Source organism: Burkholderia sp. Bp9016 (genome assembly GCF_003857765.1).
Lineage (GTDB): Bacteria > Pseudomonadota > Gammaproteobacteria > Burkholderiales > Burkholderiaceae > Burkholderia.
The window spans coordinates 115,415-140,059 of the sequence record NZ_QTPY01000001.1; the positions used below are offsets into that span (position 1 = coordinate 115,415).

A 24,645-nucleotide genomic window follows, 5' to 3' on the forward strand; every position below is an offset into this window, starting at 1 on the left:
GCCGCGTTGCGCCGCCTGCCGCCAAGCGCTGCGGATCGGCACGCCCTTCGCATGCCGTCGTCGATTACACGTCGTCTTCGCGTGCATCGAACCGGCGCACGCACATGGCGGCCGCGAGCGCGAGCGCGGCGGACAGCAGCATCATGACCAGCGGCGCATAACCCGCGTTGCCGGTCGTCAACACCGCGCCCGTCAACGCCGACAACGCGGCCCCGCCCGCGATCGTCATCGCGCCTGCCAGCCCTGACGCACTCCCGGCCAGTTCCGGCCGCACCGACATCGCGCCGGCATGCGCGCCCGGATTCGACAGCCCGTTGCCGACGCCGATCAGCACGCACGGCCCGAACCACGCGATCGCGTGCGTCGCCCCGCCGAACCACAGCGCGAGCGCGATCACCGGCCCCAGGCACGCGACGACCCGCCCGCACAGGATCGTCGTGGCGAGCGGATAACCGCGCGCGCGCCGCGCGGCGAGGAAACTGCCGCACACGAACCCTGCCGTGACCGCCCCCATGCAGACACCGATCTCCGCCGGCGGAAGGCCGAACACCGTTTTCGCGGCGAGCGGCGCGCCGGCCAGGAACGCGTAGAACGTCCCCGTCGAAAACGCCATGCAGAGCGCATAGGCCCAGAAGCGGCGCGCATGCAGCAACGCCGGATACGCGCGAAGCTGACGCGCGAGCGACGACGACCGGTTCGTATGGGTTTCGACGAGATCGAACGCGCACCAGCCGAGCAACGCCATCCCGGCCGCGCCGAGCAGCCAGAAGCTCGCGCGCCAGCCGGCCGTCTGATCGAGCGCGCCGCCGAGCGTCGGGCCTAACATCGGCGCGAACGCGGCCGCCATCGCCGCATAGCCGATCCGGCTTGCCGCCCGCGCACCGCCGCCGGTATCGCGAATCGTCGCCATCGACACCGGATAGACCGACGTGATCGCCGCCTGCATCAGCCGGCAGCCGAGAAACACGCGGATATCGGTCGCCATCGCGCAACCGAGCGAGCCGATCGTAAACACGCCGACGCTCGTCAGCACGACCGGCCGCCGCCCGAACCGGTCCGACAGCGGCCCCATCACGCACTCCAGCGACGCGGCCACCGCCGCGTAACCGCCGAGCGAAAGCGCGACCGTCGCGTAGCCGGCGCGCAGGTCGCGCGCGATCGCCGGCAGCGACGGCAGGAACAGGCTCAACGGCAGCACCGAGAACGCGCACAAGAAAAGCAGCGTCACGTGTCGCGGCGCAGCCGGTTCGGAAGCGATCGGCAGGTTCGATTGCAAGCGGATGCCCTCCGCGCACGCGCCGCATGGCCGTGCGCAACGCAAAAAAAACCCCCGAACCAGTCGGGGGCGCATGGGTGCCGGCGCGGTGCCGCTACCGGACCCTGCGCCTGTGTACTACTACGATGAAGCTTGCCGTTTTCATGTCCATTTTCATGCCGGATGGCTCCTGAATGCCCGAGTCACGGGCGACGATGTCGAACGATGGTAGGCGCATGACGCAGCCCGCGTCAACGCCCTATCTCGCATGCACCGACACGAACTTGCGCGCGTTGTCGCGCTGGATCAGCACCGCGATCACGCTGCCGCCGTTCGCTTCGAGTGTCTGCACGTCGTCCGGCGTTTCGAGCAGCGTGTCGTTGAGTTCGAGGACGACGTCTCCCGGCCGGATCCCCGCACTCGCCGCCGGGCCGTGCACCGCGTCGACCATCATTCCGACCGCGAGCCCCGTCGAGCGCCGTTCATCGTCGCTCAGCGGGTGCATCGTCAGCCCGAGGCGATCGCCGCCGTCGGCCGGCCGTGCGGCCGCCGCGGCTACACCGGCCACACCGGCCACACCGGCCACACCGGCCACACCGGCAGCACCCGCAGCACCCGCAGCGCCGGCCGCGCCAGCGCTGCCCGCGGCGGCGGCGTTGCCGATCGCATCGCCCGCCGCCGTGACCGACAGCACCATCGGCACGCGGTTGCGGACGAGCCGCAGCGGCACCTTCCCGCCGGGCGGCAACGCAGCGGCCAGGTCGTTGAGCTCGGCCGACCGGCCGATCGGCTTGTCGCCGAACCGCACGATCACGTCGCCGGGCTTCACGCCGGCCGCGGCGGCCGGCGAACCGGGATCGACGCCGTTGACGAGCGCGCCTGCCGGACGCGGCAGGCCGAACGCGGCGGCCAGACCGATGCCGACGTCCTGCACGTCGACGCCCAGCGCGTTGCCGGACGACGCGCGCTGGGCCTGCGCATCGGCCCGCATCTGCGCCTGGACCTGCGCGCGCACCTTCGCCGCGAGCGCGATCGGAATCGCGAACGTCATGCTCGCGTAGCGGTTGGCGCCCGTGTACACCTGCACCGCGATGCCGATCACGTCGCCCGCCCGGTTGAACACGGGGCCGCCGGAATTGTCGGGATTCACCGCGATATCGGTCTCGAAGAACGGAAACACGCCGCCATCGGGCAACGCATGCGACGTCGCGCTGACGATGCCGGCCGTTACCGTGTTGCCCGAGCCGTCCGGCGCGCCGATCGTCATCACCGGCTCTCCCGCGCGCACCCGCGACGAATCGCCGATGCGCACGAAAGGCAGCTTCGCCGCGTCGGCGTGCAGCACAGCGACGTCGCTCTGCGGATCGACGGCCAGCACCGTCGCCTTGAATTCGCGGCGGTCGGTGAGCCGCACCGTCACGTCGCTCGCATCGCCGACCACATGCGCGGATGTCAGGATCAGCCCGTCGGCGCTGACGATGAAGCCCGAGCCGCTGCCGGACACCGCGCGCGGCGACGTGTCGGGCGCCGGCGCCTGCGGCCCCTGGGTCGACGGCGGCGGTGCGCCGCGCCGGAAGAACGCGGCGATCGGATCGTCGGGATCGAGGATCGCGAACGACGGGCCTGCCGCCTGCTGGTCGGGAGCGGCGGTCATGATGGTCACGACCGTCGGGCCGTAGCGGTCGACGATCGCGGGGAAGTCGACCGGCATCGAGTAAGGCGGCGTGGCCGGTCGAGCCTTCGCGAGGGGCGGTGTGGCGGGCGGCGCGGCGGTCGCGGCAACGGTGGGCGGCAGGGACGACAAAAAGCCGGCGAACACGCCCCCGATCAACGCGGTGCGAAGCACGGCGCGAGCAAGCGTCTGGCGAACCACGGTGCACCTCCCCCGGCAGTCGCGCGACGCCCGGCGCGAGACGCGCGGACGCCCGACAAGCACCGGTACACGCTCCATTTATAGTCCACGCCGCATCGCCGAACATACGAATCGAAACCCGGATGCCGGGTGGCCGCGCGACCGGGAAGCCGCGACAGCGGGCATTCCGGACAAAGTGGGCGATTCGTCAATCCGAATATTCACCGCGGGTCGCATCCGGTCCATCGACGAAATGGGCAACGAGCGGCCAGCCTCATTCGGCGTTCACGCGAGTCGATGGAAATCGCCAAGCCGCACTACCACGCCAGCGTCAGAAAATTACGCACCACCGCCGACGGATCATCGCGTCGCGACGCAATCGCAAGCCGCGCGCGCAGGCCATGGCCCGCGACCGGCCGATACACGACGCCCGCGACCTGCACCTGCGTGATCGCCTTCGGCACGATCGACACGCCGAGGCCGGCCGCGACGAGCGTCACCGCCGATGCGATTTGCGGTGCCGGCTGCGCCATGCGCGGCTGGAAGCCGGCCGCATTGCATGCGGCGACGATGTCGTCGAACAGCGCGCTGCCCGCTTCGCGCGGCACCTGGACGAACGCTTCGTCGACCAGTTCCGCCAGATCGATCCGGCGCCGCTGCGCCAGCCGATGCGCGACGGGCAGCGCGACGAACATCGGCTCCTCGTCCCAGTCCGCCGCCAGCAACGTGTCGGCGATGCGACGCTCCGGACGCACGATCGCCACGTCGAGCCGCCCGGCTTCCAGCGCCTCCAGCAGCACGCCGGAAGTCGCTTCCTGCAACGTCAGTTCCGTGTCCGGAAACGCTTCGCGAAAGCGGCGAATCAGGTCGGCCACTTTCGAATTGAACGCCGCCGTGCCGGTGAAGCCGACCCGCAGTTGCCCGATTTCGCCGCGTGCGGCCCGCCTGGCCGCCCGCGCCGCGCGCTCCGCATCGTCGAGCACGCGCCGCGCCTCTTCCGCGAACACCTCTCCCGCGACAGTCAGCTCGGCACCGCGCGCGGTCCGCTTGAACAGCTCGACGCCCAGCTCGCTCTCGAGCGCCTTGATCTGCTGGCTCAGCGGCGGCTGCCCCATGCCGAGCGCTTCCGCGGCCTTGGTGAAGTTCGACGCGGCGGCCACGGCCAGGAAGTAGCGGAGATGTCGGAGTTCCATGCGCGATGTGATCCCGGGGTCAACGGAAACGGCTTCACAGCCAGATGCGAAACGTATCGCAACGGTTCATTTCATATATTGGACATATGTTTGACCATGCGCAAGAATCCGGGTATTCCCTAGCACATCGGGTGCATACCATGTCCTCTCCTGCGATTTCGCCTGCCGCCGCGCGCATCCCGAACGCGACGGCCGATGCGCTGCCCGCCGGCGTGTCGCCGCGCTCGGCAGCTTACAAGCGCATCGCGCTGGCGCTGTTCCTTGCCGGCTTCTCCACCTTCTCGCTGCTGTACTGCGTCCAGCCGTTGCTGCCCGCGTTCGCGCGCGAATTCAACATCGGCGCAGCGTCGAGTTCGCTGTCCCTGTCGCTGTCGACCGGGATGCTGGCCCTCTCGATCCTGTGCGCCGGCGCATTGTCCGAGCGCGTCGGGCGACGCGGGCTGATGTTCGCGTCGATGACGCTCGCCGCGCTGTTCAACCTGCTCGCGGCGATTTCGCCGAGCTGGAACCTGCTGCTGGTCTGGCGCGCGCTCGAAGGCTTCGCGCTCGGCGGCGTGCCGGCGGTCGCGATGGCCTATCTTGCGGAAGAAATCGCGTCCGAAGGGCTGGGGCTATCGATGGGGCTGTACGTCGGCGGGACCGCATTCGGCGGCATGATCGGGCGAATCGGGATGAGCGCGCTCGAAGAGTATTTCTCGTGGCGGACCGCGATGCTGACGATCGGCGTCGTCGATCTGCTCGCCGCGATCGCATTCGTGATGCTGCTGCCGCAATCGCGACGCTTCGTGAAGCGCACCGACCTGACGCTGCGTCACCACTTGCGGCTGTGGAGCGCGCAATTGCATCACGCGCGGTTGCCGTTCGTGTTCGCGATCGGCTTTCTCGTGATGGGTTCGTTCGTGACCGTCTACAACTATGCGGGGTTCCGGCTCACGGCGGCACCGTTCAACCTGAGCGCAACGGCGTGCGGGCTGATCTTCGGCGCATACCTGTTCGGGATGGTTTCGTCGTCGAGCGCGGGCGCGCTCGCCGATCGCCTCGGACGGGCACCGGTGCTCGTGAGCGGCATTCTCGTGTTCGCGGCCGGCCTCGCGCTGACGCTGTCGCATTCGCTCGTGACAATCGTCGTCGGAATCGTGCTGATCACGATCGGCTTCTTCGTCGCCCATGCGGTCGCGAGCGGCTGGGTCGGGCATCTTGCCGGTTCCGCGAAGGGGCACGCCGCGTCGCTCTACCTGCTCGCGTATTACCTCGGGTCGAGCGTGCTCGGCTCGGCCGGCGGCACGTTCTGGCAACACGGTGCGTGGAACGCCGTCGTCGTGTTCGTCGCGGTACTGCTCGTGCTCAGCCTGGTGGCCGCGCATCGGATCATTCGGGCCGAACGGGTGCGGTAAGTTCGATGGACTCCCGATCGGGCTCCCCGGCACGCTGACATCCGATCTTTCGAGGTGGCAAGCCATCGTGGCCACCTCGCGCGCTTCTCCAGCGGATCCCGCCAGTATGGTGCAGCGTCATCCGTCGATCGCCGCCCGTTTCGGGCACGTTCTGCGTCAGTGCGACTGAAGGAATCGCCGGCCTCGACGCGACACGCGCGACCGAGGCGGGACGCAGATGCCGGACAACGGCGCTCAGCCCGCCAGCGTCCGGCAGAATTCCTGGACCGCGGCGCACGCGCGCAGCAGCGACTTGTCGTCCAGCGCGTAGGCAATCCGGATGTACGGGCCCAGCCCGAAAGCGCTGCCATGCACGGTCGCCACGCCCGCTTCGTCGAGCAACGCGTTTACCACGTCCTCGTCGCTATCGAGGCGCGTACCCGCGCGTGTCGTCTTGCCGATCAATGCCTCGCACGACGCGAACACATAGAACGCGCCCTGCGGGACGTCGCATCGCAGACCCGACGCCCGATTGAGTTGCCCGACGACCAGATCGCGGCGGCGCTCGAACGCGGCGCGGGAATCCGCGATGAAATCCTGCGGGCCCGTCAACGCGGCCAGCGCCGCGTGCTGCGAAATCGTCGAAGCACCGGACGTCTGTTGCCCCTGCAGCTTCTCCATCGCATCGATCAGCCACCGCGGGCCCGTGCCGAAACCGATGCGCCAGCCGGTCATCGCATATGCCTTCGACACGCCGTTCATCGTCAGCACGCGCTCGCGCAGTCGCGGTTCGACCTGCGCGATCGTGAAGAACGCGATGCCGTCGAAGATCAGGTGTTCGTAGATGTCGTCGGACAGCACCAGCACATGCGGATGCGCGAGCAGCACGTCGGCGAGCGCCTGCAGTTCCGCACGGCTGTACACCGCGCCGGTCGGATTGGATGGCGAGTTGAGGATCAGCCACCGCGTGCGCGGCGTGATCGCCGCACGCAGCGCATCCGGCGTGAGCTTGAAGCCGCTCTCCGCCCCGCTCGCGATCGTGACGGACCGGCCGCCGCACAGCTGCACGATCTCCGGATAGCTGACCCAGTACGGCGCCGGGACGATCACTTCGTCGCCCTCGTTCAGCGTGGCGGCCAGCGCGTTGAAGATCACCTGCTTGCCGCCGCTGCATACGAGCGTGTCGTGCCAGTCAACGTCCAGCCCGTTCTCGCGGCGGAACTTGTCGGCGATCGCCTCGCGCAGCGCGCGCAGCCCGGCCACCTGCGTGTAACGCGTGTAGCCTGCGCGGATCGCGGCGATACCGGCTTCACGCACGTGCTCGGGCGTGTCGAAATCCGGCTCGCCGGCACTCAGCGAAATCACCTCGGCGCCGCTTGCGCGCCGGGCGGCCACGCGATCCATCACCTTGTAGGTCGCCGACGGGCGAGCGGCGGCGAGGAAGCGGTTCAGCGTATCGATCGGCGCGTTCATTGCCCGTTCCTCCAGTGCGTCAGCCCCATCAGCTCGAGCGTGCTGCGCCCTTCGCGCAATGCGTCCATCATCTTCGCTTCCTTGTCGGCGCGCGCCTGCCCGTCGGCCAACGTCGCTTCGACGTATACGGCGGGAATCATGAGCACGCCGTCGTCGTCGGCCACGACCAGATCGCCGGCCGCCACCGGCGTTCCCGCGAAGCTGATCGGCTGCCCGACCGACGGCGCGCTCGCCTTGATCGTGCCGCGCATCGACACGCCACGCGTGAACACGGGGAAACGGCGGGCCACCAGCGCCGCGATGTCGCGCACGCCGCCGTCGATGATCAGGCCGGCCACGCCTGCCGCTTCCGCCGCCACCGTCAGCACCTCGCCCCAATAGCCGGACACGAAGCCGCCGGTCGACACGACGAGCACGCTGCCGCGCGGTGCCCTCTCCATCGCGATGTGGATCGCGAGGTTGTCGCCGGGCGAACATTCGAGAGGATACGCGGGGCCGGCGATCGACGCGCCCGGCCACACCGTGCGAATGGCCGGATCGACCGAGCTGGTGGCGACACCCGACGCTTCGTGAAGCGTCGACGTGCCGAGTTTGCAGGCCTGCTCGAGCAGCGCCGCATCATACGTCCGGGTCGGGTTCATCGTTCAGGCCTTGCTTTGCAGTGTGTGATAGCCCAGCGCCGCGCGCGCGTCGCCCAGCGTCTTGCCCTGCGCGATCTGTTCACGGATGCGCGATTCGACTGCTTCGATCTGGCGAGCAACCCGGGCCACTTCCCGCGCACGGCCGCGCGGCACGATCACGACGCCGTTCGCATCCGCGACGACGATGTCGCGCGCCGCCACGCGCACGGTGCCGATCCCGACCGTCGCGTTCACCGCTTCGACCTGCACGCGATCCTTGCCGGTCCGCATGAAGCGACCCGCGGTGAACAGCGGATAGTTGTCGCCCAGCGCCTTGTTCACGTCGCGGCACACGCCGTCGATCACGGTGCCCGCGATGCCGTGCAGCCCCGCGTACTGGGTCATGATGTCGCCCCACACCGTGCAGTCGGTGCGGCCGTCGTTGTCGATCACGACGACATCGCCTGACGCGACGTCGTCGATGAAGTCGCCGACGGTGCCGGGCGGCACGCTGGCCGGTACGTACTTGACCGTGAATGCGGGGCCGACGACGGCCTTCGTGTAATCGGCCAGCGGCATGATGCCGAGCGCCTGTCCGTGCAGCCCGAGCTTGTCCATCGCGTCCGACACGCCGGGCGTATCGAGACCTTCGAACAGCGCGACCAGCTCCTGGTCGTCGGCCGCGGCCTTGTGTGAATTCGTCATGTCAAATGCTCCGTATGAGGTCGGCGTTCAGCGCACCGCAATGGCTTCGAATTCCTTGTCGTGCATTACGTCGGCGACCGGGCGGCCGGCGCGCACGGCGGCGACCATCCCGGCCTGCCGCGTCCCGATCCGCTCGCCGAGATCGAGCACGTCGTCGATACGCGCGGCCGGCACGAACACCGTGCCGCAACGGTCGGCAATCACGTAGTCATCCTGATTAACCGTCACGCCGGCCATCTGCACTGGCGTGCCGGACAGGATCTGCACCACGCGGTTGCGTGCGCTGATCATCGTGACGCCGCGCCCGTACACCGGATAACCGACCGCTTCGCTGCCCTCGATGTCGCGGCTCCAGCCGTCGATCACCGAGCCGCGAATCCGCTTCGCGGTCGCCGCATTGGCCAGGATGTCGCCCCAGCAGGAAATGCCGTCGGTACCGCCGGCAATCACCAGTACGCGGTCGTCCGTCGTGACTGCATCGACAACCGGCGAAATCAGGTGCACCGTCGGCTTGGCATCGGTCTTCGGACCGAGCTGGATGGTGCTGGCACGCCCGACGACCTTCGGGCAGTTCCACAGCGGACGCAGGCCGACCGTCGCGCCGGGCAGGCCGAGAAAGTCGAGTGCATCGGATAAGGTGTTCGTGTCGAGCGATGCAAGGCGCTCGAGAATGGAAGGCTGGTTCATCACGCTGATCCCGGTTGACAAGTGCGGCAATCGTCGCCTCGGCAGCGTGGTATGTAAATTTCGTATTTCGTATCTGCGTGATACGATTTACGGATCACTGAAAGCGTGGCTCGCGGCAGGGCCAGCCCCCATCATGGCGCGCCGCAGCGCCCGCCCCGCCGCCGCTTGCGTGCTATCTCGTCCTGGGTGCCCCGCCATGAACAACACGATCGACTACCGGCTGATTCGGCAGCTGTGGATGTTTCTCGCCGTCGCCGAGGAACAGCATTTCGGGCGGGCGGCGAAGCGGCTGAACATGTCGCAGCCGCCGTTGACCGAACAGATCAAGGTGCTCGAGCAATCGCTGAAGATCCAGTTGTTCTACCGCTCGCGACAAGGGACGCAACTGAGCCCGGCGGGCGCCGCGATCCTGCCGGCTGTCAGGCAATTCGCCGGTCAGGCCGAACGGCTGCAACGCGTCGTGCGCGAGGTCGCGGCCGGCCAGTCCGGCGTGCTGCATGTCGGCGCGATCACGTCCGCGATGCTCGATACCGTTCCGCCGCTACTGGACGCACTCAAGCGCGCGCATCCGAACCTGACCGTGTTCGTCAACGAGATCGACAGCGTCGACGCGATTCCGGCGCTGGAGGCCGGCGAGCTCGATCTCGCGTTCGCGCGCGTCGACGGCGAGGTCGCGAACGGCATCGCGACGATGCCGCTGGCCGAGGACCGGCTGGCCGTCGCGCTGCCGCGGGAACATCCGCTGGCCGCCATGTCGACAGTGCGGCTGCGCGCGTTGATGGACGAGCCGCTGATCATGTCGTCGCGGCAAGTCAGCCCGGTCTACTTCGACATGCTGACATCCGTCTGCCGCACGCACGGACTGACGCCGCGCGTGATTCACGAAGTGCGTTCGGTGACGTCGCAGGTTGCCTACGTCGGCTGCGGTCAGGGCGTGGCGCTCGTGCCGGCCTCGATGCGCAAGCTCGCGCCGGAGAACGTCGTCGTCCGGCCGTTGAAGGAAAAGATAATGGTCGTGACGGCCGCCGCGGTATGGAACACGAACCGGCATCACCCGATGGTCGATGAAGCGCTCGAGATGCTGAAGAAGTAGCGGGTAGCGGCGATCGACGCACGCTGCGCCCGTCTCAATCTCCCGCGACCCGGTGCGCGATCGCCGACAGCGTCCGCAGCATCGGCGCGAACGCATCGGCCGACGTATTGCCGAACCCGAGCACGAGCCCGTTGGCCGCCGACGTCGCATGGATCGAAAACCCCGACAGCGGGAACGGCCCGATGCCGTGCGAGCACGCCGTCTCGACGATCGCACGGTCGCGATAGCGCGCCGGCAAGCGCAGCGCCAGATGGAGGCCGCACGGCCCGCCCTCGACCTGATGCGGCACGCTGAATGCTTCGTCGAGCGCGGCGAGCAGCGACCGCCGACGGTCGCGATACAGCCGGCGCATCCGCCCGAGATGCCGCCCGTACTCCCCCGTCTCGATGAAATCGGCAAGCGCAAGCTGCACGTGGCGCGTGCCGCCGCGCAGCATCTCCGGCAGTGCCGGCCGCACCGCGGCCAGCAACGCGTCGGGCAGCACCAGAAAGCCGATTCGCAGCGCCGGGAACATCGTCTTGCTGAACGAGCCGAGATAGACGACCGGCGAATCGGCCGCGAGCCCGTGCAGCGCGCCGATCGGCTCGCCGGTGTGGCGGAACTCGCTGTCGTAATCGTCTTCGATGATCCATGCGCGATGCCGGCGCGCGGCGTCGATCAGCGCGAGACGGCGCGAGATCGACAGCACCGCGCCGGTCGGGAACTGGTTCGACGGCGTCGTATAGACGAGCCGCGGCGTCCGTTCTCGCCAGTCGGCGTCTTCCGCGCGCAGCCCCTCCGCGTCGACCGGCATCGGCACGACGTCGAGGTCGGCCGCCTGCATCGCGCTGCGCGCGCCGCGATAGCCGGGCTCCTCCACCCAAACCGTGTCGCCGGGGTTCGTCAGCAACTGCGCGCACAGCGCGATCGCGCCCTGCGCGCCTTCCGTGATCACGATCTGCTCGGGATCGCAGCGCACGCCGCGCGTCACGGCCAGATGGCGCGCGATCGATTCGCGCAGCGCGCGCTCGCCGAGCGGATCGCCGTACGCCAGCAGGTCGCGGCCCTCGCGGCGCAACGCGCGGTCGATCGCGTGCCGCCACGCGTCCACCGGGAAATGCGACAACGCGGGCACGCCCGGCCGGAAACCCTCCGACTCGCCGGTGCCGATCAGGCTCGGACGGATCCGCCCGAGCCGCTGCGCGACAGCCGGCGGTGCCGCCCGGCGACGCGGCGCGGCCGGCCGCGACAGCCCGACCACCCGCGTGCCGCGACGATCGGATTGCAGGAAGCCTTCGGCGACGAGTTGCTCGTAGACGGCCGCCGTCGTGTTGCGCGACACGCCGAGCGTCTCGGCCAGCGCGCGCGTGCCGGGCAATCGCGTACCGGCCGGCATCGCGCCGCCGAGAATCGCGTCGCGCACGCGGCGCAGCAACTGGCGCTGCAGCGAAGGCGCACCGGCCGTGCGCGCGAGTGGCGCGTCGAGCGGCAACAGCGGCGCGGCGCCGGAAGGAAAGGCATTCGTCATCGGGATATCGCGGCGTGAAAGTCTCGGGCATGGCGCCATCATGGCCCCATCGTGGCACCATAAATTCAGCGCAGTCTGGCGCTTCTCATGGTACCTCGCCAGGACTACGATCGTCTGCATGCCGGCATGTCGCCGGCCGCCAACCGAAGCGAGATCGACCTTGTCCACGCTCACCAACGCCTTCCAGCAGCCCATCGGCCACCCTGTTCCGGACTGGTCCGCCCGCCCGCGCCCCGAGCGCATCGTGATCGAAGGCCGCTACTGCCGGCTCGAACCGCTCGACGCCGACCGCCACGCGTCCGACCTGTATGCCGCGTACGCGCAGGCGCCCGACGGCGCCGACTGGACCTATCTCGCGCACGGCCCGTACGCCGACGAGTCGGGCTACCGCAACTACGCGCGCGGCGCGGCGGCGAGCACCGATCCGCTGCACTACACGGTGATCGACCGTGCGACGAACCGCGCGGTCGGCACGCTCGCGCTGATGCGCATCGATCCGGCCAACGGCGTGATCGAGGTCGGCTCCGTCACGTTCTCGCCGCTGCTCAAGCGCACGCCGATCTCGACAGAAGCGCAGTACCTGCTGATGAAGTACGCGTTCGACACGCTCGGCTACCGGCGCTACGAATGGAAGTGCGACGACCTAAACGAGCCGTCGCGCAAGGCGGCCGCGCGGCTCGGTTTCCGTTACGAAGGCACGTTCCGGCAGGCGATCATCTACAAGGGCCGCAACCGCGACACCGCGTGGTTCTCGATCATCGACGGCGAATGGCCGGCCGTGCGGGCCGCGTTCGAAACCTGGCTCGCACCGGAGAACTTCGATGCGCAAGGCGTGCAGCGCGAGTCGCTCGTCGCGATCCGTCACGCGCAGGCGCAGGCCCGCGATGCGGCCGGCCGCGCGAAGGACGCGACGCGCGTCACGGTCCGCCCGCTCGTCGCCGCCGACGAAGCCGCATGGCGCCCGCTGTGGCAGGGTTATCAGAAGTTCTACGAGACCGCGCTGAGCGACGCCGTGTTCGCGACCACGTGGGCACGGCTGATGGATCCCGCCGAGCCGATGTTCGTGCTCGGTGCATTCGATGCGTCGGGGACGCTGATCGGAATCGTGCACGCGATCTACCACCGCTCGTGCTGGACGGAAGGGCCGTACTGCTACCTGCAGGACCTGTTCACGGCGGCCGACGCACGCGGACAAGGCGCGGGCGGCGCACTGATCGAGGCCGTATACGAGCGGGCCCGCGAAGCCGGCGCGAGCCGCGTGTACTGGCTCACGCACGACACCAACACGACCGCCCGCGCGCTGTACGACAAGCTCGCGAACAACGCGGGGTTCATCCAGTACCGGAAGGATCTCAAGTAACGCGCAACCGCGGCCGGCCGGCGTTCAGCCTGCCACGTCGGCGGGATCCGTCGCGTCGTGGTCCGGCTCCGGCACGCCGGCCCGCGCGGCACCGCCCAGGCCCGGCACCGACGCCGGGCAGATCATCTCGTCGCCGTTCGCCGGCACGGGCCGCCGCACCGGCCGGAACACCGGCTCGCCCGGCTCGATCGGCCGTCCGGAGATCGCGCAGCGGCCGGGCATCAGCGCCACGCGCAATCGCCACCGCTGCTCGCCGTAGTGACAGCGCCCGCTCTCGACCCAGCGCACGAGCAGGCCCTCTTCCCCCGCCTCGAGCACCGTGACGAACAGTTGCGGACGCAACGGCGACCGTGCCGCTGCGGCGTGTTTGGGCGCGGGTTCGCTGTCGAACGCCATGCAGGCCGCTGGAGATCCGGGATCGTCTCCGGGCCGTCGCATCGGGTCGTGCGCGCCGGATGCCGACACAACACACGACAGGTCTTCTTCGCAGATCAGGCTATCCATGGTGTCAGGCATGCTTGACGAGTGGTTTCAAGTGAATGGCGCCGCGCCTGGCGCCGTTCCCGCGGTACGTGCAGCAGCGCGGGCCGAGCGGGCAACTCAACGCGCGGACGTTCGCGCCAATCCCCTTCCGACGTTCAACGCGGATGCGACGCTCGCGGCGGCGGCACGACAAGCCCGGCGACAACCGGCAAGCCAGTCACGCCCACCTCCGTTGCCACCGCCGCGCGCCGAACGCGATCGCACCGTCGCAAATGATACAAATTGAAGTTGACTTCAAGTAAAGGGGAAACTTGCGCAACAATGCGTTTCGCCGATCGAGGCAATCGATCGGTACGCCCACGCGTGCCGCACGCCCCATGCGTCTCGCAATTCGTCTCATATCGGTGAGACGAATGTCCCGCCGTCTCACTGGAACCGGGTTTTCGCAAGCGCAGCAAATTCGATGTGCAATTTCGCGCCGGCCGCCGACGATAGCCGTCAGCCAGCCCGCTGCATTGCACACGAAACACCTTGATTCGCTGCCGCCCGGCCCCGCATTCATGCTGGCCCCGTTCCTGCATATCGGTCGCTCGCGCAATCGCGCGACGGACGCAGCGGCCCCCTCGCCCCGCGCCCGACGACAACCTGACGGAGACAGCAACGTGAGTACACCGGCACCGAACACCGCACCGAGCATGAAGGCCGCCGTCTGGCGCGGCCGCCGCGACATCCGCGTCGAAGAGGTTCCCGTTCCGGCGCACCCGCCGGCCGGGTGGGTCCAGATCCGCGTGCACTGGTGCGGGATCTGTGGCTCGGATCTGCACGAATACGTCGCGGGGCCCGTGTTCATTCCCGTCGACGCCCCGCATCCGCTGACGGGCCTGAAGGGCCAGTGCATCCTCGGTCACGAATTCAGCGGCGAAATCGCGGCGCTCGGCGCGGGCGTGACCGGCTTCGCGCCCGGCGACCGCGTGACGGCCGACGCCTGCCAGCATTGCGGCAAGTGCTGGTATTGCACGCACGGGCTGTACAACATCTGCGAGAACCTCGCGTTCACCGGCCTGATGAACAACGGCGCATTCGCCGAATACGTGAACGTGCCGGCCGAACTGCTGTACCGGTTGCCGGAGAACTTCCCGACCGAAGCCGGCGCGCTGATCGAGCCGCTCGCGGTCGGGCTGCATGCCGTGAAGAAAGCCGGCAACATCGTCGGTCAGACGGTCGTCGTGGTCGGCGCGGGCACGATCGGCCTGTGCACGATCATGTGCGCGAAGGCCGCGGGTGCCGGACGCGTGATCGCGCTGGAAATGTCGGCCGCGCGCAAGCAGAAGGCGCTCGAGGTCGGCGCAACGGCCGTGATCGACCCGAAGTCGTCCGACGCGATCGCGGAGGTCAAGGCACTGACGGGCGGCTACGGCGCCGACGTGTCGTTCGAGTGCATCGGGCACACGACCACCGCGAAGCTCGCGATCGACGTGATCCGCAAGGCCGGCAAGTCGGTGATGGTCGGCATCTTCGAGGAGCCGACGTCGTTCAACTTCTTCGACATCGTGTCGACCGAGAAGGAAGTGATCGGCTCGCTCGCGTACAACGGCGAATTCGCGGACGTGATCCGCTTCATCGCGGACGGCCGCATCGACGTGCAGCCGCTGATCACCGGACGCATCGCGCTCGGCGACATCGTCACGCACGGCTTCGAGGAGCTGGTCAACCACAAGGACCGGAACGTGAAGATCATCGTCCAGCCCGCAACCGCATGACGCGTGCGTGACGGGTACGCCGGCCGCCCCGGCCGGCGTGCGTCCGCGCCCGTTGTCGATGCGCGCGCAACGGCAGGCTCCGCCACACTCGGGGTCCGACTTCGATATACTCGAATCGACATCACCGCTACGCGCGCCACCCGCGCGCCCGCTCCCGTGAAACCACGAGCCGGCCTGATTCTCGAACTCGTCGTCAACCTGCTGCTGCCCTGGGTCGCCTACCGGGTCGCGCATCCGTATGTCGGCGAAACCGGCGCGCTGTACGCGTCGGCGGTTCCGCCGATCGTCTGGTCCATCGTCGAGTTCATCCGCTCGCGCCGCATCGACGCGGTCGCTGCCGTCGTGCTGCTCGGCATCGCGCTGTCGATCGCCGGGATGGCGCTTGGCGGCAGCGCGCGCACGCTGCTGATGCGCGAATCGCTCGCGTCCGGCTCGATCGGCGTCGCCTTCCTGCTGTCGCTGTTCCGCGACCGTCCGCTGATCTTCTATCTCGCACGCGCGACGGTGGCCCGCGAGATGGCCGGCGGCGCCGCGCGTTTCGAGACGGTCTGGGCCGAGCAGCCCCAGCTGCGCCGGATGCTCCGGCTGATGACGTTCGTCTGGGGCGGGTGCATGACGCTGGAAATGCTGCTGCGCCTGTGGATGGTCATCACCTGGCCCGTCGAGCGCGTGCTCGTCGTGTCGCCGATCATCGGCTACACGGTGTTCGGCGCCCTGCTGCTGTGGACCTTCTGGTATCGGCGGCGGGTACGCGAGCGCAATAGCGTCGACATCCCGACCCGCGACGGCGCGACCGAAATCGTCGGCCGCTGAGCGCCGCCCCGGCGTGCGCGGCCGGACGGTATGTCGCGGTCGCTACGGTATGATGCGCGGCGTCTCGTCCGACGAATGCCCCGCCCCATGTCCCTTTCGCTTCTCCCGAGCGCCACGATCTGGCTCGCCCTGTTCGCGGCCGCCGCGCTCGCGTGGCATCGTCCGCTGCACGGGCCGGGCATCGCGCTCGCTGCGCTCGGCTATGCCGGTGCGCTGGCGTTCGGCTCGCTGTCGCCCGTCGTGCTGGCACCGCTCGCGCTGCTCGCGGCCGCCGCCTGGGGCGTCGCGCCCGGCCGCCCGCTCGCGGTTCGCATCGCCGCCCACCTCGGGTTTGCCGCGCTCGTGATCGCGCTGAGCCTGCACCTGATCCCCGGCTTCCACAATCCGCGCGTGATCGAACCGACGCGGTTCACGCCGGATGCGGTGCCGTTCACGATGTACCTGAATTTCGACAAGCCGCTCGTCGGCCTGTGGCTGCTGTGGGTGCTGCCGTGGGTCGCGCCCGACGTCCCGCTGTCGCGCGTGCTGCGCACCGGCGCCGTGGCGGCCGCAGGGACCGCGGCGGCCTGCCTGGCCGGCGCGCTTCTGTTCGGGATGGTCGGCTGGGCACCGAAATGGCCGGCGTCGGGCTGGATATGGCTCGTCAACAATATGCTGCTCGTGACGCTCGCCGAAGAAGCGCTGTTCCGCGGCTACGTGCAAGGCGGGCTGACGCGCATCCTCAGCCGTTTCGCGTGGGGGCCGTGGGCCGCGCTGGCGATCGGCGCGGTGCTGTTCGGCGCCGCGCACGCAGCCGGCGGCTGGCCGTGGATCGTGCTCGGCACGATGGCCGGTGTCGGCTACGGCCTCGCGTGGCGACGCGGCGGCCTACTCGCGGCCGCGCTCGCGCATGCGGGGCTGAACGTCATCCACTTCGGGCTGTTCACCTACCCGATGCTCGCCGCCGCGCGCTGAACACCGCGCGCAGCGGCCAACTCCCGCCGGCGTCGCTCAGTTGAACCCCGCCACCGCGTGCGGCACGTACGGGCCTTCGAGCGCCGCGATTTCGTCGTCTGTCAGCTTCAACCGCAGTGCGCCGAGCGCGTCGTCCAGGTGGTGCGGCTTCGAGATGCCGACGATCGGCGCGGTCACGCCGCGCTTGTGCGCGACCCACGCGAGCGCAACCTGCGCACGCGGCACGTTGCGCGCGGCGGCGATCGCCGCGACCGCGTCGACGACCGCCCGGTCGGCATCGGCCGTCGCATCGTACAGCCGCTGGCCAACGTCGTCGCTCTGCTGCCGCCCCGTCGATTCGTCCCAGTTGCGCGTGAGCCGGCCGCGCGCGAGCGGGCTCCACGGAATCACCGCGACACCCTCGGCTTCGCACAGCGGCAGCATTTCCCGTTCCTCCTCGCGATACAGCAGGTTCAGGTGGTTCTGCATGCTGACGAAGCGGGCCCAGCCGTTCTGCTTCGATGTATACAGCGCCTTCGCGAACTGCCACGCGAACATCGACGACGCGCCGATATAGCGCGCCTTGCCCGCCTTCACGACGTCGTGCAGCGCCTCGAGCGTCTCCTCGATCGGCGTGCCGTAATCCCAGCGGTGAATCTGGTACAGATCGACGTAGTCGGTGCCGAGCCGCTTCAGGCTCTGGTCGATGTCGGTCATGATCGCCTTGCGCGACAGCCCCGCGCCGTTCGGCCCCGGGCGCATCCGGTAGAACACCTTGGTCGCGATCACCACCTCGTCGCGCTTCGCGAAGTCGCGCAGCGCACGGCCGACGATCTCTTCGGACGTGCCGTCCGAATACATGTTCGCGGTGTCGAAGAAGTTGATGCCGGCCTCGATCGCGCGCTGGATGATCGGGCGGCTTTCCGCTTCCGGCAGCGTCCACGGATGCGTACCGCGCGTCGGCTCGCCGAACGTCATGCAACCCAGCACCAGCTTCGACACGTCCATCCCGGTCGACCCGAATTTCACGTATTCCATTGCACGCCTCGTCATTGAAGTTGGGTTTGCGGCCGGATGCGTGACGCGCTTCGGCGCACCGGGCATAAACGGTGCGGCACGCATCCGCCAGACGTCGCATGGTATCGCGCGGCGCGCCAACGCGTATGGCTTGCCGCTGGGCCTGCTGCTCGGCAAGGTTGCGCTGACCAACGCGAACAGCAAGCTCGACGCGCTCAGGCACGACTTCGACGGCTGGGCCGACGTGCCGCGCGGCGCCGACTATCCCGACGCGTAGCGCCGGGCCGCGAATCGCAGGACGACCGGTTACTTGATCTGGTCGGCGAGCGGCTGCAGGAATTCGGAGAAGCCGGTCAGCATGATCTGCACGCCGATGCACAGCAGCAGGAACGCCGACACGCGCTTCGCGACCTTGGTGCCTTCGCTGCCGAGGTAGCGCGACAGCAGCGCGGAGCGGCTGTAGACCTGCCAGATCACGATCGCAACCAGTACGGAGACGGTGACCGATACGATGCTCGACAGCATGAACTCCGACAGCTTGTGCGTGCGGTTCGCATTCAGCGCGATCGCGGTCGCGATCGAGCCGGGGCCGACCGTCAGCGGCATGGTCAGCGGGAAGAACGCGCGCGTCATGATCGCGTTCGCGTCGATCGGCTTCACGGGCGTGTCGCCGCCGCCCGGGCCGTCCGGCTCGTTGAGCATCTGCCAGCCCGCCACGGCAACCGCGAAACCGCCGCCGATCCGCAGCGCTTCCATCGAGATCCCGAAGAAATGCAGCACCGGCGTGCCGGCGAAGAATGCGACCAGCAGCACGATGAACGCGTTGAACGCGACCTTCTTCGCGAGCAGGTTCCGCTCGTGCTCGGTCAACGCCTCGGTGCGTTCGAGAAACAGGAACGCAATGCCGATCGGGTTGATGATGCCGATCAGGCCGGTGAAGCCGAACAGGATCTCGGAGATAAGGCGGTTGACGATCATCGAAGCGAAGCAACGGTCAGGGCTGGGCCGGCGGGGCGCCGGGGGTCACGCATTGTAGAGCAAGCGCCGGCGCCCGAGACGCAAATCGCGGCCCGCGCGCAACACGCCCGCCGCACGCCGCTGCCGCGCGTTATTCCGCGCCCGGCTCCCATGCCGGCGGCCGCTTCGCGAAGAACGCGGCGAAGCCCTCCTTCGCCTCCGGCGTCGCCCGCACGCGGGAGATCGTTTGTGCGGTGAAGGCCGCGCGTTCGTCCGACGGCGGATACTCGCCGATCGCGTCGAAAAAGCGCTTGATCTCCATCAGCGCGTTCGGGCCGTTGCGGCTCAGCTCGGCGAGCGTCTTGTCGAGCGCTTCGTCGAGTGCGTCGAGCCGCACGGCCTGATGAATCAGCCCGATCGCGACGGCTTCGCCGGCCGCGAGCTGCGTCGCGGTCAGCGCGAGCCGGCGCGCCTGGCGCTGGCCGACCGCCTCGACCAGATACGGGCCGATCACCGACGGCAGAATCCCGAAACGCGCCTCGCTCACCGAAAAGCGCGCGTGATCGCTCGCGATCACGATGTCGCAGGCCGCACACAGGCCGACGCCGCCGCCGAACGCGTGGCCCTGCACGCGCGCAACCGTCGGCTTCGGGCACTGCCGGATCGCGCGCATCATCGCGGCGAACCGTTCCGCGTCGCGCAGGTTCGCGGCCGCATCGTTCGCGCTCGCACGCTGCATCCATTGCAGGTCGGCGCCCGCGCAGAACGCGCGGCCGTCCGAGCGCAGCACGATCGCGCGCACGTCGTCGCGCCGGCCGAGCGTCGTGAACGCGTCGGTCAGCTCGGCAATCATCGTCTCGTCGAACGCGTTGAGCACGTCGCCGCGCTGCAGCGCGACAGTCGCAATGCCGCGCGCATCGACGGCGACGGCCAGGGTCTTCAATCCATCCATCGAACAGGTTTCCTCGGGGTAGAACAGGGAACGGACGCGCTCAGGCCACATGCCGGCGGTCGATCACGCGGCGCGCCTTGCCGGTCGCGCTGGCCGGAATGCCGCCCGCCGCGAGCACCGTCACGCCGGCCGACACGCCGATCATCGTCTTGATCCGGTGCTGCAACTCACGCGCGATTGCCGCACGCTCGCCGTCGGTCACGCATGCGACGGCCTCGGAACGCAGTTCGACCGCGAGATCGAGCCGGTCCATGTGGCCGTCGCGCGAGATCGTGATCTGGAACTGCCCCGACAGCTTCGGTTGCGCGACCACGATCTCCTCGATCTGGCTCGGGAACACGTTCACGCCGCGCACGATCAGCATGTCGTCGGAGCGCCCCGTGATCTTCGCGAGCCGGCGCATCGCGCGCGCGGTCGGCGGCAGCAGCGCGGTGAGGTCGCGCGTGCGGTAGCGGATCACCGGCATCGCTTCCTTCGTCAGGGACGTAAACACCAGCTCGCCTGCACTGCCGTCGGGCAGCACTTCGCCGGTCACGGGATCGATGATCTCCGGATAGAAATGGTCTTCCCAGATCACCGGGCCGTCCTTCGTCTCGACGCATTCGCACGCGACGCCCGGGCCCATCACTTCCGACAGCCCGTAGATGTCTAGCGCGTCGATGCCCACGCGCGTCTCCACCTCCTCGCGCAGCGCCTGCGTCCACGGCTCGGCGCCGAAGATGCCGATCTTCAGCGACGACGCTGCCGGGTCCATCCCCTGCCGCACCATCTCGTCGATCAGGTTCAGCATGTACGACGGCGTGACGAGGATGATCTTCGGCTCGAAATCGCGGATCAGCTGCACCTGCTTCTCGGTCTGGCCGCCCGACATCGGCACGACCATGCAGCCGAGCCGTTCCGCACCGTAGTGAATCCCGAGGCCGCCCGTGAAGAGCCCGTAGCCGAACGCGTTGTGCAGCGTGTCGCCCGGGCGGCCGCCGGCCGCGCGGATCGAACGCGCGGTCACGTTCGCCCACGTGTCGATGTCGCGCGCCGTGTAGCCGACCACCGTCGGCTTGCCCGTCGTGCCGCTCGACGCATGCACGCGCACGACCTGCTCGCGCGGCACCGCGAAGAGCCCGAACGGGTAGTTGTCGCGCAGGTCGTTCTTGGTCGAGAACGGGAATTTCGCGAGATCGGCGAGCGTCTTCAGATCCTCGGGATGCACGCCCGCAGCGTCGAACGTCCGGCGATAGTGCGCAACGTTGTCGTACGCGTGGCGCAGCGACCATTTGAGGCGCTCGAGCTGCAGCGCCTGCAGTTCGTCGCGGCTGGCGGTCTCGATCGGGTCGAGCGCGGCGGCAGGATGCGTCGGGTGAGTCATCGGGGTGCTCCTCCAGTGGAGTGATGTCGTTGTCGTAATCGGGGTGGCGCGCCGGCGGCTAGCGGAAGGTGCGGCCGGCTGCGTGCAGCGCGGCCATGCGCGGCGACACGCGGTAGCGGTCCTCGCCGTAGCTCGCCGCAAGGTTCGACAGCACGCGATGCACGCGGCCGATGCCGATCGCATCGGCCCACGCGAGCGGGCCGCACGGGTAGTTCACGCCTTTTTCCATCGCGAGATCGAGATCGGCGGGCGAGCACACGCCCTGGTTGACCGTGTCGGCCGCCTCGTTCGCGAGCATCGCGACGGTGCGCATCGCGACCATTCCCGGCACGTCGGCGATGCCGACGACACGGAAACCCGCTTGCTGGAACAGGCCGACCGCATCCGCATACGCCGCGTCGCTGCACTGCAGCGCGCGCGTGAGCGCGACGAGCCCGGCCTGTGCGTAATCGCGCGCGAGATCGACGAGCACGAGATCGGCCACGCCGGTTTGCGCGGCGCGCACCGTCGCGGTGCGACCGTCGGTCAGCGCGATCGATGCGCGGCCGGCCACGGCGAGCAGTTCGTCGGCGTGCGCGCCGCTCTGCCGCGCGCCGGCGATGCGCTCGGAGAAGCGCGCCTGCAGCGCGGCGGCCGGGCCGTCCTGCGTGAACAGCGCGACGTCGGCCGGCGCATCGCGCGGCGGTTCGAGATCGGGCGCGGGCGGCGTCGCGCCGTCCGCATACGAATAGAAGCCGCGCCCCGACTTGCGCCCGAGGAAACCGGCGTTGACGAGTTCCTGCTGGATCAGCGACGGCGTAAAGCGCGGATCGTTGAAGTACGCGCGGAACACCGACTCGGTCACCGCGAAGTTCACGTCGTGGCCGATCAGGTCCATCAGCTCGAACGGCCCCATCCGGAAGCCGCCCGCGTCGCGCATCACCGCGTCGATCGATGCCGGCGTGCCGCCCTGCTCGTTCAGCACACGCAGCGCCTCCGCGTAATACGGGCGCGCGACGCGGTTCACGATGAAGCCCGGCGTCGATTTCGCCATCACCGGTTTCTTGCCCCACGCGGCGGCGGTGTCGTACAGCGCCCGGGCAATCTCGGGCGCCGTGGCAAGCCCGCTGACCACCTCGACGAGCGCCATCAGCGGCGCCGGATTGAAGAAATGCAGGCCGGCCACGCGCTGCGGCGCGCGCAGCCCGGCGGCGATCGACGTGATCGAGATCGACGACGTGTTGGTCGTCAGCACGCAGGTATCGTCGACGTGACGTTCGAGCGTCGCGAAGATCTCGCGCTTCACGTCGAGCCGCTCGGCCGCCGCCTCGACGATCAGCGCGACGCCCGCGAAATCGGCCAGCGCCCGCACCGCACGGATCCGGCTCCCGGCCGCCTCGGCCTGCGCCGGCGCCATCCGGCCCTTCTCCGCAAGCCGCGCGAACTGCGCGCGGATCCCGGCGAGCGCCTTGTCGCAGGCGGCTTCGTTCAGGTCGTACAGCAGCACCGTATGGCCTGCGGCCGCCGCGACCTGCGCGATGCCCGCGCCCATCGCGCCCGCGCCGATCACGCCGACGACCGCCGACGGCGCCAGCGCGCCCGAATTCACCGAATGTGCAGAAGAAACAGCCATCGCTTGCGATCCGTCATGAAGTGGAAGTGCGAGCAATTATAAACCGACCGGTCGGTAGATTTATGTCAGGGTGAGCCCGAATTTGTCGTGCAATAGACCGTTACGGAAACTGCAAAAACAAAAAATCGAACGATCGGGGCACTTTTTGCAAACCGAAAGGTCAATGAAAGCAATCTAATGTGAGATAGTAGCCCCCGAACGCCTGATAAAATTCGACAAACCGCCGGATTTCAGGGGGAAACCGCGTGTCACAGCTACCGCTGTCGTCCATGGCCCGCCGCCCGTCCGGGGTCGGATCCAGGCTTCGGCCTGCAGGTCGTCACGTACCGGCCCCCCGTCATCGGCGGCCGACCGCATCGAACCGTTCCAGTTTCATCCAGCGACGGGCTTCGGCCCGCCCGCGCCCCTCGCCGCCTCATCGCGGCGAACCCCAGGCAGCACCCGCTCATTCGTTTCATCGTCCTCGTTCGGCGGATCATCCGGCCGGGCTTCGTCAACCCGTGACGGCGCGTCGCGCGCCGCCACCCGCATAGGAAACCGTCCATGCCGCTCTCGTCCAACCAGCTCCCGCGCTGGACCCTCTGGGCCCCGCTTGCCGCATGGCTGGTACTCGCGCTGTCGCGCGTCGTGCCGGCCGAAGGCCTTGTCATCGCGCTGTTCGCCGCCGCCCTCGCCGGCGCCGTGTTCGCCGCGGTCCATCACGCCGAAGTCGTCGCGCACCGCGTCGGCGAGCCGTTCGGCACGCTCGTGCTCGCGGTGGCCGTCACCATTATCGAAGTCGCGCTGATCGTGTCGGTCATGCTCGGCGCCGGCCCCGAGAAGTCGGGCCTCGCGCGCGACACCGTGTTCGCCGCCGTGATGATCATCTGCAACGGGATCGTCGGCCTCTGCCTGCTGGTCGGCGCGTGGAAGCACGGCGAACAGGATTTCCAGGGGCGCGGCGCGAGCAAGGCGCTCGCGGTGCTCGCGTCGCTGTCGGTGCTGTCGCTCGTGATGCCGAACTACCTGAGCGCCGCGCCGGGCCCGTTCTTTTCGAAATCGCAGCTTGCCTTCGCCGGCGTGTCGTCGCTCGTGTTGTACGGCGCATTCGTGTTCGTGCAGACTGTGCGCCACCGCGACTACTTCCTCACCGGGCACGACAGCGCGAACGAATCGGTCCACGCGGCACCGCCGAGTAGCCGCACAGCGGTGATCAGCATGGTGCTGCTGTTCGCAAGCCTCGTCGCGGTCGTGCTGCTCGCGAAGCTGCTGTCGCCGGCCGTCGAGCACGCGGTGATGAAGCTCGGCGCCCCCGAAGCCGCGGTCGGCATCGTGATCGCCGCGCTCGTGCTGCTGCCCGAAGGGCTGGCGGCCGTGACCGCCGCGCGCGCGAACCGTCTGCAGACCAGCATGAACCTCGCGCTCGGCTCGGCGCTCGCGAGCATCGGGCTCACGATTCCGACCGTCGCGGCCGTCTTCATCTGGGTCGGCCAGCCGCTCACGCTCGGCATCGGCGCGATGGAAACCGTGCTGCTGTCGCTGACTCTGCTGGTCAGCACGCTGACGCTCAGCCAGGGACGCACGACGGTGCTGCACGGCGTCGTGCACCTGTCGCTGTTCGCGGCCTACCTGTTCCTGTCGATTACCCACTGACGCAA

The 24,645-nt window shown here is 68.8% G+C and carries 22 protein-coding genes; 8 read left to right on the plus strand and 14 right to left on the minus strand.

What is annotated here, in order from left to right; genetic code table 11:
• Window positions 1-64: 64 nt before the first annotated feature.
• The 3 genes from DIE13_RS00555 to DIE13_RS00565 all read right to left on the minus strand — a co-directional run bounded on the left by DIE13_RS00555 (window position 65) and on the right by DIE13_RS00565 (window position 4,300).
• Entirely contained in the window at window positions 65-1,276 is a 1,212-nt protein-coding gene (locus DIE13_RS00555; protein ID WP_124825322.1) for an MFS transporter, read from the minus strand.
• A 238-nt stretch (window positions 1,277-1,514) separates the two neighbouring features.
• Entirely contained in the window at window positions 1,515-3,128 is a 1,614-nt protein-coding gene (locus DIE13_RS00560; RefSeq protein ID WP_124825323.1) for a trypsin-like peptidase domain-containing protein, read from the minus strand.
• Window positions 3,129-3,424: 296 nt separating this feature from the next.
• Entirely contained in the window at window positions 3,425-4,300 is an 876-nt protein-coding gene (locus DIE13_RS00565; RefSeq protein WP_124825324.1) for a LysR family transcriptional regulator, read from the minus strand.
• Between the two features lie 140 nt (window positions 4,301-4,440).
• On the opposite strand from DIE13_RS00565, the gene DIE13_RS00570 reads away from it, so the two are divergent.
• Window positions 4,441-5,694: an MFS transporter gene (locus DIE13_RS00570; RefSeq protein WP_124825325.1), complete on the plus strand. Its 1,254-nt coding sequence runs from the start codon at window positions 4,441-4,443 to the stop codon at window positions 5,692-5,694.
• Between the two features lie 234 nt (window positions 5,695-5,928).
• Here the strand turns inward: DIE13_RS00570 and DIE13_RS00575 are convergent, their stop codons facing one another.
• Genes DIE13_RS00575 through DIE13_RS00590 form a run of 4 tightly spaced genes read right to left on the minus strand, consistent with a single transcriptional unit; the run spans window position 5,929 to window position 9,158 of the window.
• Window positions 5,929-7,146 (minus strand): pyridoxal phosphate-dependent aminotransferase, encoded by a 1,218-nt coding sequence (locus tag DIE13_RS00575; RefSeq protein WP_124825326.1) that lies wholly within the window; start codon window positions 7,144-7,146, stop codon window positions 5,929-5,931.
• On the minus strand, window positions 7,143-7,787 hold the full coding sequence (locus DIE13_RS00580) for an RraA family protein (RefSeq protein ID WP_124825327.1): 645 nt from the start codon (window positions 7,785-7,787) through the stop codon (window positions 7,143-7,145). Before DIE13_RS00580 ends, DIE13_RS00575 begins: the two co-directional genes overlap by 4 nt.
• A gap of 3 nt (window positions 7,788-7,790) precedes the next feature.
• On the minus strand, window positions 7,791-8,471 hold the full coding sequence (locus tag DIE13_RS00585; RefSeq protein ID WP_124825328.1) for an RraA family protein: 681 nt from the start codon (window positions 8,469-8,471) through the stop codon (window positions 7,791-7,793).
• A gap of 27 nt (window positions 8,472-8,498) precedes the next feature.
• Window positions 8,499-9,158, minus strand: a complete 660-nt coding sequence (locus DIE13_RS00590; protein WP_124825329.1) for an RraA family protein — start codon at window positions 9,156-9,158, stop codon at window positions 8,499-8,501.
• A 196-nt stretch (window positions 9,159-9,354) separates the two neighbouring features.
• Here DIE13_RS00590 and DIE13_RS00595 point away from each other — a divergent pair, with 196 nt between their 5' ends.
• Complete coding sequence (locus tag DIE13_RS00595; protein WP_124825330.1) at window positions 9,355-10,251, plus strand: LysR substrate-binding domain-containing protein; 897 nt, start codon at window positions 9,355-9,357, stop codon at window positions 10,249-10,251.
• Between the two features lie 34 nt (window positions 10,252-10,285).
• Here the strand turns inward: DIE13_RS00595 and DIE13_RS00600 are convergent, their stop codons facing one another.
• The gene (locus DIE13_RS00600) at window positions 10,286-11,758 is read right to left on the minus strand and encodes a PLP-dependent aminotransferase family protein (RefSeq protein ID WP_124825331.1); all 1,473 of its coding nucleotides are present in this window, start codon (window positions 11,756-11,758) and stop codon (window positions 10,286-10,288) included.
• Between the two features lie 160 nt (window positions 11,759-11,918).
• Here DIE13_RS00600 and DIE13_RS00605 point away from each other — a divergent pair, with 160 nt between their 5' ends.
• The gene (locus DIE13_RS00605) at window positions 11,919-13,118 is read left to right on the plus strand and encodes a GNAT family N-acetyltransferase (RefSeq protein ID WP_124825332.1); all 1,200 of its coding nucleotides are present in this window, start codon (window positions 11,919-11,921) and stop codon (window positions 13,116-13,118) included.
• A 24-nt stretch (window positions 13,119-13,142) separates the two neighbouring features.
• Here DIE13_RS00605 and DIE13_RS00610 read toward each other — a convergent pair whose 3' ends face one another.
• Window positions 13,143-13,634: a DUF3331 domain-containing protein gene (locus DIE13_RS00610; RefSeq protein ID WP_124825333.1), complete on the minus strand. Its 492-nt coding sequence runs from the start codon at window positions 13,632-13,634 to the stop codon at window positions 13,143-13,145.
• A gap of 662 nt (window positions 13,635-14,296) precedes the next feature.
• Here DIE13_RS00610 and DIE13_RS00620 point away from each other — a divergent pair.
• The 3 genes from DIE13_RS00620 (at window position 14,297) to DIE13_RS00630 (ending at window position 17,128) form a co-directional block, all read left to right on the plus strand.
• The gene (locus tag DIE13_RS00620) at window positions 14,297-15,361 is read left to right on the plus strand and encodes a 2,3-butanediol dehydrogenase (RefSeq protein ID WP_124825334.1); all 1,065 of its coding nucleotides are present in this window, start codon (window positions 14,297-14,299) and stop codon (window positions 15,359-15,361) included.
• A gap of 156 nt (window positions 15,362-15,517) precedes the next feature.
• Window positions 15,518-16,174 (plus strand): VC0807 family protein, encoded by a 657-nt coding sequence (locus tag DIE13_RS00625; protein WP_124825335.1) that lies wholly within the window; start codon window positions 15,518-15,520, stop codon window positions 16,172-16,174.
• 87 nt (window positions 16,175-16,261) lie between these two features.
• Window positions 16,262-17,128 carry a CPBP family intramembrane glutamic endopeptidase gene (locus tag DIE13_RS00630; protein ID WP_124825336.1) on the plus strand — a complete coding sequence of 289 codons (867 nt, stop codon included), beginning with the start codon at window positions 16,262-16,264 and terminating at the stop codon, window positions 17,126-17,128.
• Between the two features lie 36 nt (window positions 17,129-17,164).
• Here the strand turns inward: DIE13_RS00630 and DIE13_RS00635 are convergent, their stop codons facing one another.
• On the minus strand, window positions 17,165-18,145 hold the full coding sequence (locus DIE13_RS00635; RefSeq protein ID WP_124825337.1) for an aldo/keto reductase: 981 nt from the start codon (window positions 18,143-18,145) through the stop codon (window positions 17,165-17,167).
• Between the two features lie 40 nt (window positions 18,146-18,185).
• On the opposite strand from DIE13_RS00635, the gene DIE13_RS00640 reads away from it, so the two are divergent.
• Window positions 18,186-18,401: a hypothetical protein gene (locus DIE13_RS00640; RefSeq protein ID WP_124825338.1), complete on the plus strand. Its 216-nt coding sequence runs from the start codon at window positions 18,186-18,188 to the stop codon at window positions 18,399-18,401.
• A gap of 29 nt (window positions 18,402-18,430) precedes the next feature.
• On the opposite strand, the gene DIE13_RS00645 is transcribed toward DIE13_RS00640, so the two are convergent.
• The 4 genes from DIE13_RS00645 to DIE13_RS00660 all read right to left on the minus strand — a co-directional run bounded on the left by DIE13_RS00645 (window position 18,431) and on the right by DIE13_RS00660 (window position 23,008).
• Window positions 18,431-19,102: a MarC family protein gene (locus DIE13_RS00645; protein ID WP_124825339.1), complete on the minus strand. Its 672-nt coding sequence runs from the start codon at window positions 19,100-19,102 to the stop codon at window positions 18,431-18,433.
• A gap of 130 nt (window positions 19,103-19,232) precedes the next feature.
• The gene (locus DIE13_RS00650) at window positions 19,233-20,033 is read right to left on the minus strand and encodes an enoyl-CoA hydratase-related protein (RefSeq protein ID WP_124825340.1); all 801 of its coding nucleotides are present in this window, start codon (window positions 20,031-20,033) and stop codon (window positions 19,233-19,235) included.
• 40 nt (window positions 20,034-20,073) lie between these two features.
• On the minus strand, window positions 20,074-21,396 hold the full coding sequence (gene paaK, locus DIE13_RS00655; protein ID WP_124825341.1) for a phenylacetate--CoA ligase PaaK: 1,323 nt from the start codon (window positions 21,394-21,396) through the stop codon (window positions 20,074-20,076).
• A 58-nt stretch (window positions 21,397-21,454) separates the two neighbouring features.
• On the minus strand, window positions 21,455-23,008 hold the full coding sequence (locus tag DIE13_RS00660) for a 3-hydroxyacyl-CoA dehydrogenase (protein WP_124825342.1): 1,554 nt from the start codon (window positions 23,006-23,008) through the stop codon (window positions 21,455-21,457).
• A 543-nt stretch (window positions 23,009-23,551) separates the two neighbouring features.
• On the opposite strand from DIE13_RS00660, the gene DIE13_RS00665 reads away from it, so the two are divergent.
• Window positions 23,552-24,640: a calcium:proton antiporter gene (locus DIE13_RS00665; RefSeq protein WP_124825343.1), complete on the plus strand. Its 1,089-nt coding sequence runs from the start codon at window positions 23,552-23,554 to the stop codon at window positions 24,638-24,640.
• Window positions 24,641-24,645 lie beyond the last annotated feature (5 nt).

Excerpts from the sequence above, each read along its gene's own strand:
- DIE13_RS00565 (WP_124825324.1), bottom strand. The coding sequence starts at position 4,300 with ATGGAACTCCGACATCTCCGCTACTTCCTGGCCGTGGCCGCCGCGTCG.
- DIE13_RS00570 (WP_124825325.1), top strand. The coding sequence starts at position 4,441 with ATGTCCTCTCCTGCGATTTCGCCTGCCGCCGCGCGCATCCCGAACGCG.
- DIE13_RS00575 (WP_124825326.1), bottom strand. The coding sequence starts at position 7,146 with ATGAACGCGCCGATCGATACGCTGAACCGCTTCCTCGCCGCCGCTCGC.
- DIE13_RS00580 (WP_124825327.1), bottom strand. The coding sequence starts at position 7,787 with ATGAACCCGACCCGGACGTATGATGCGGCGCTGCTCGAGCAGGCCTGC.
- DIE13_RS00585 (WP_124825328.1), bottom strand. The coding sequence starts at position 8,471 with ATGACGAATTCACACAAGGCCGCGGCCGACGACCAGGAGCTGGTCGCG.
- DIE13_RS00590 (WP_124825329.1), bottom strand. The coding sequence starts at position 9,158 with ATGAACCAGCCTTCCATTCTCGAGCGCCTTGCATCGCTCGACACGAAC.
- DIE13_RS00595 (WP_124825330.1), top strand. The coding sequence starts at position 9,355 with ATGAACAACACGATCGACTACCGGCTGATTCGGCAGCTGTGGATGTTT.
- DIE13_RS00600 (WP_124825331.1), bottom strand. The coding sequence starts at position 11,758 with ATGACGAATGCCTTTCCTTCCGGCGCCGCGCCGCTGTTGCCGCTCGAC.
- DIE13_RS00610 (WP_124825333.1), bottom strand. The coding sequence starts at position 13,634 with ATGCCTGACACCATGGATAGCCTGATCTGCGAAGAAGACCTGTCGTGT.
- DIE13_RS00620 (WP_124825334.1), top strand. The coding sequence starts at position 14,297 with ATGAAGGCCGCCGTCTGGCGCGGCCGCCGCGACATCCGCGTCGAAGAG.
- DIE13_RS00630 (WP_124825336.1), top strand. The coding sequence starts at position 16,262 with ATGTCCCTTTCGCTTCTCCCGAGCGCCACGATCTGGCTCGCCCTGTTC.
- DIE13_RS00635 (WP_124825337.1), bottom strand. The coding sequence starts at position 18,145 with ATGGAATACGTGAAATTCGGGTCGACCGGGATGGACGTGTCGAAGCTG.
- DIE13_RS00645 (WP_124825339.1), bottom strand. The coding sequence starts at position 19,102 with ATGATCGTCAACCGCCTTATCTCCGAGATCCTGTTCGGCTTCACCGGC.
- DIE13_RS00650 (WP_124825340.1), bottom strand. The coding sequence starts at position 20,033 with ATGGATGGATTGAAGACCCTGGCCGTCGCCGTCGATGCGCGCGGCATT.
- paaK (WP_124825341.1), bottom strand. The coding sequence starts at position 21,396 with ATGACTCACCCGACGCATCCTGCCGCCGCGCTCGACCCGATCGAGACC.
- DIE13_RS00660 (WP_124825342.1), bottom strand. The coding sequence starts at position 23,008 with ATGGCTGTTTCTTCTGCACATTCGGTGAATTCGGGCGCGCTGGCGCCG.
- DIE13_RS00665 (WP_124825343.1), top strand. The coding sequence starts at position 23,552 with ATGCCGCTCTCGTCCAACCAGCTCCCGCGCTGGACCCTCTGGGCCCCG.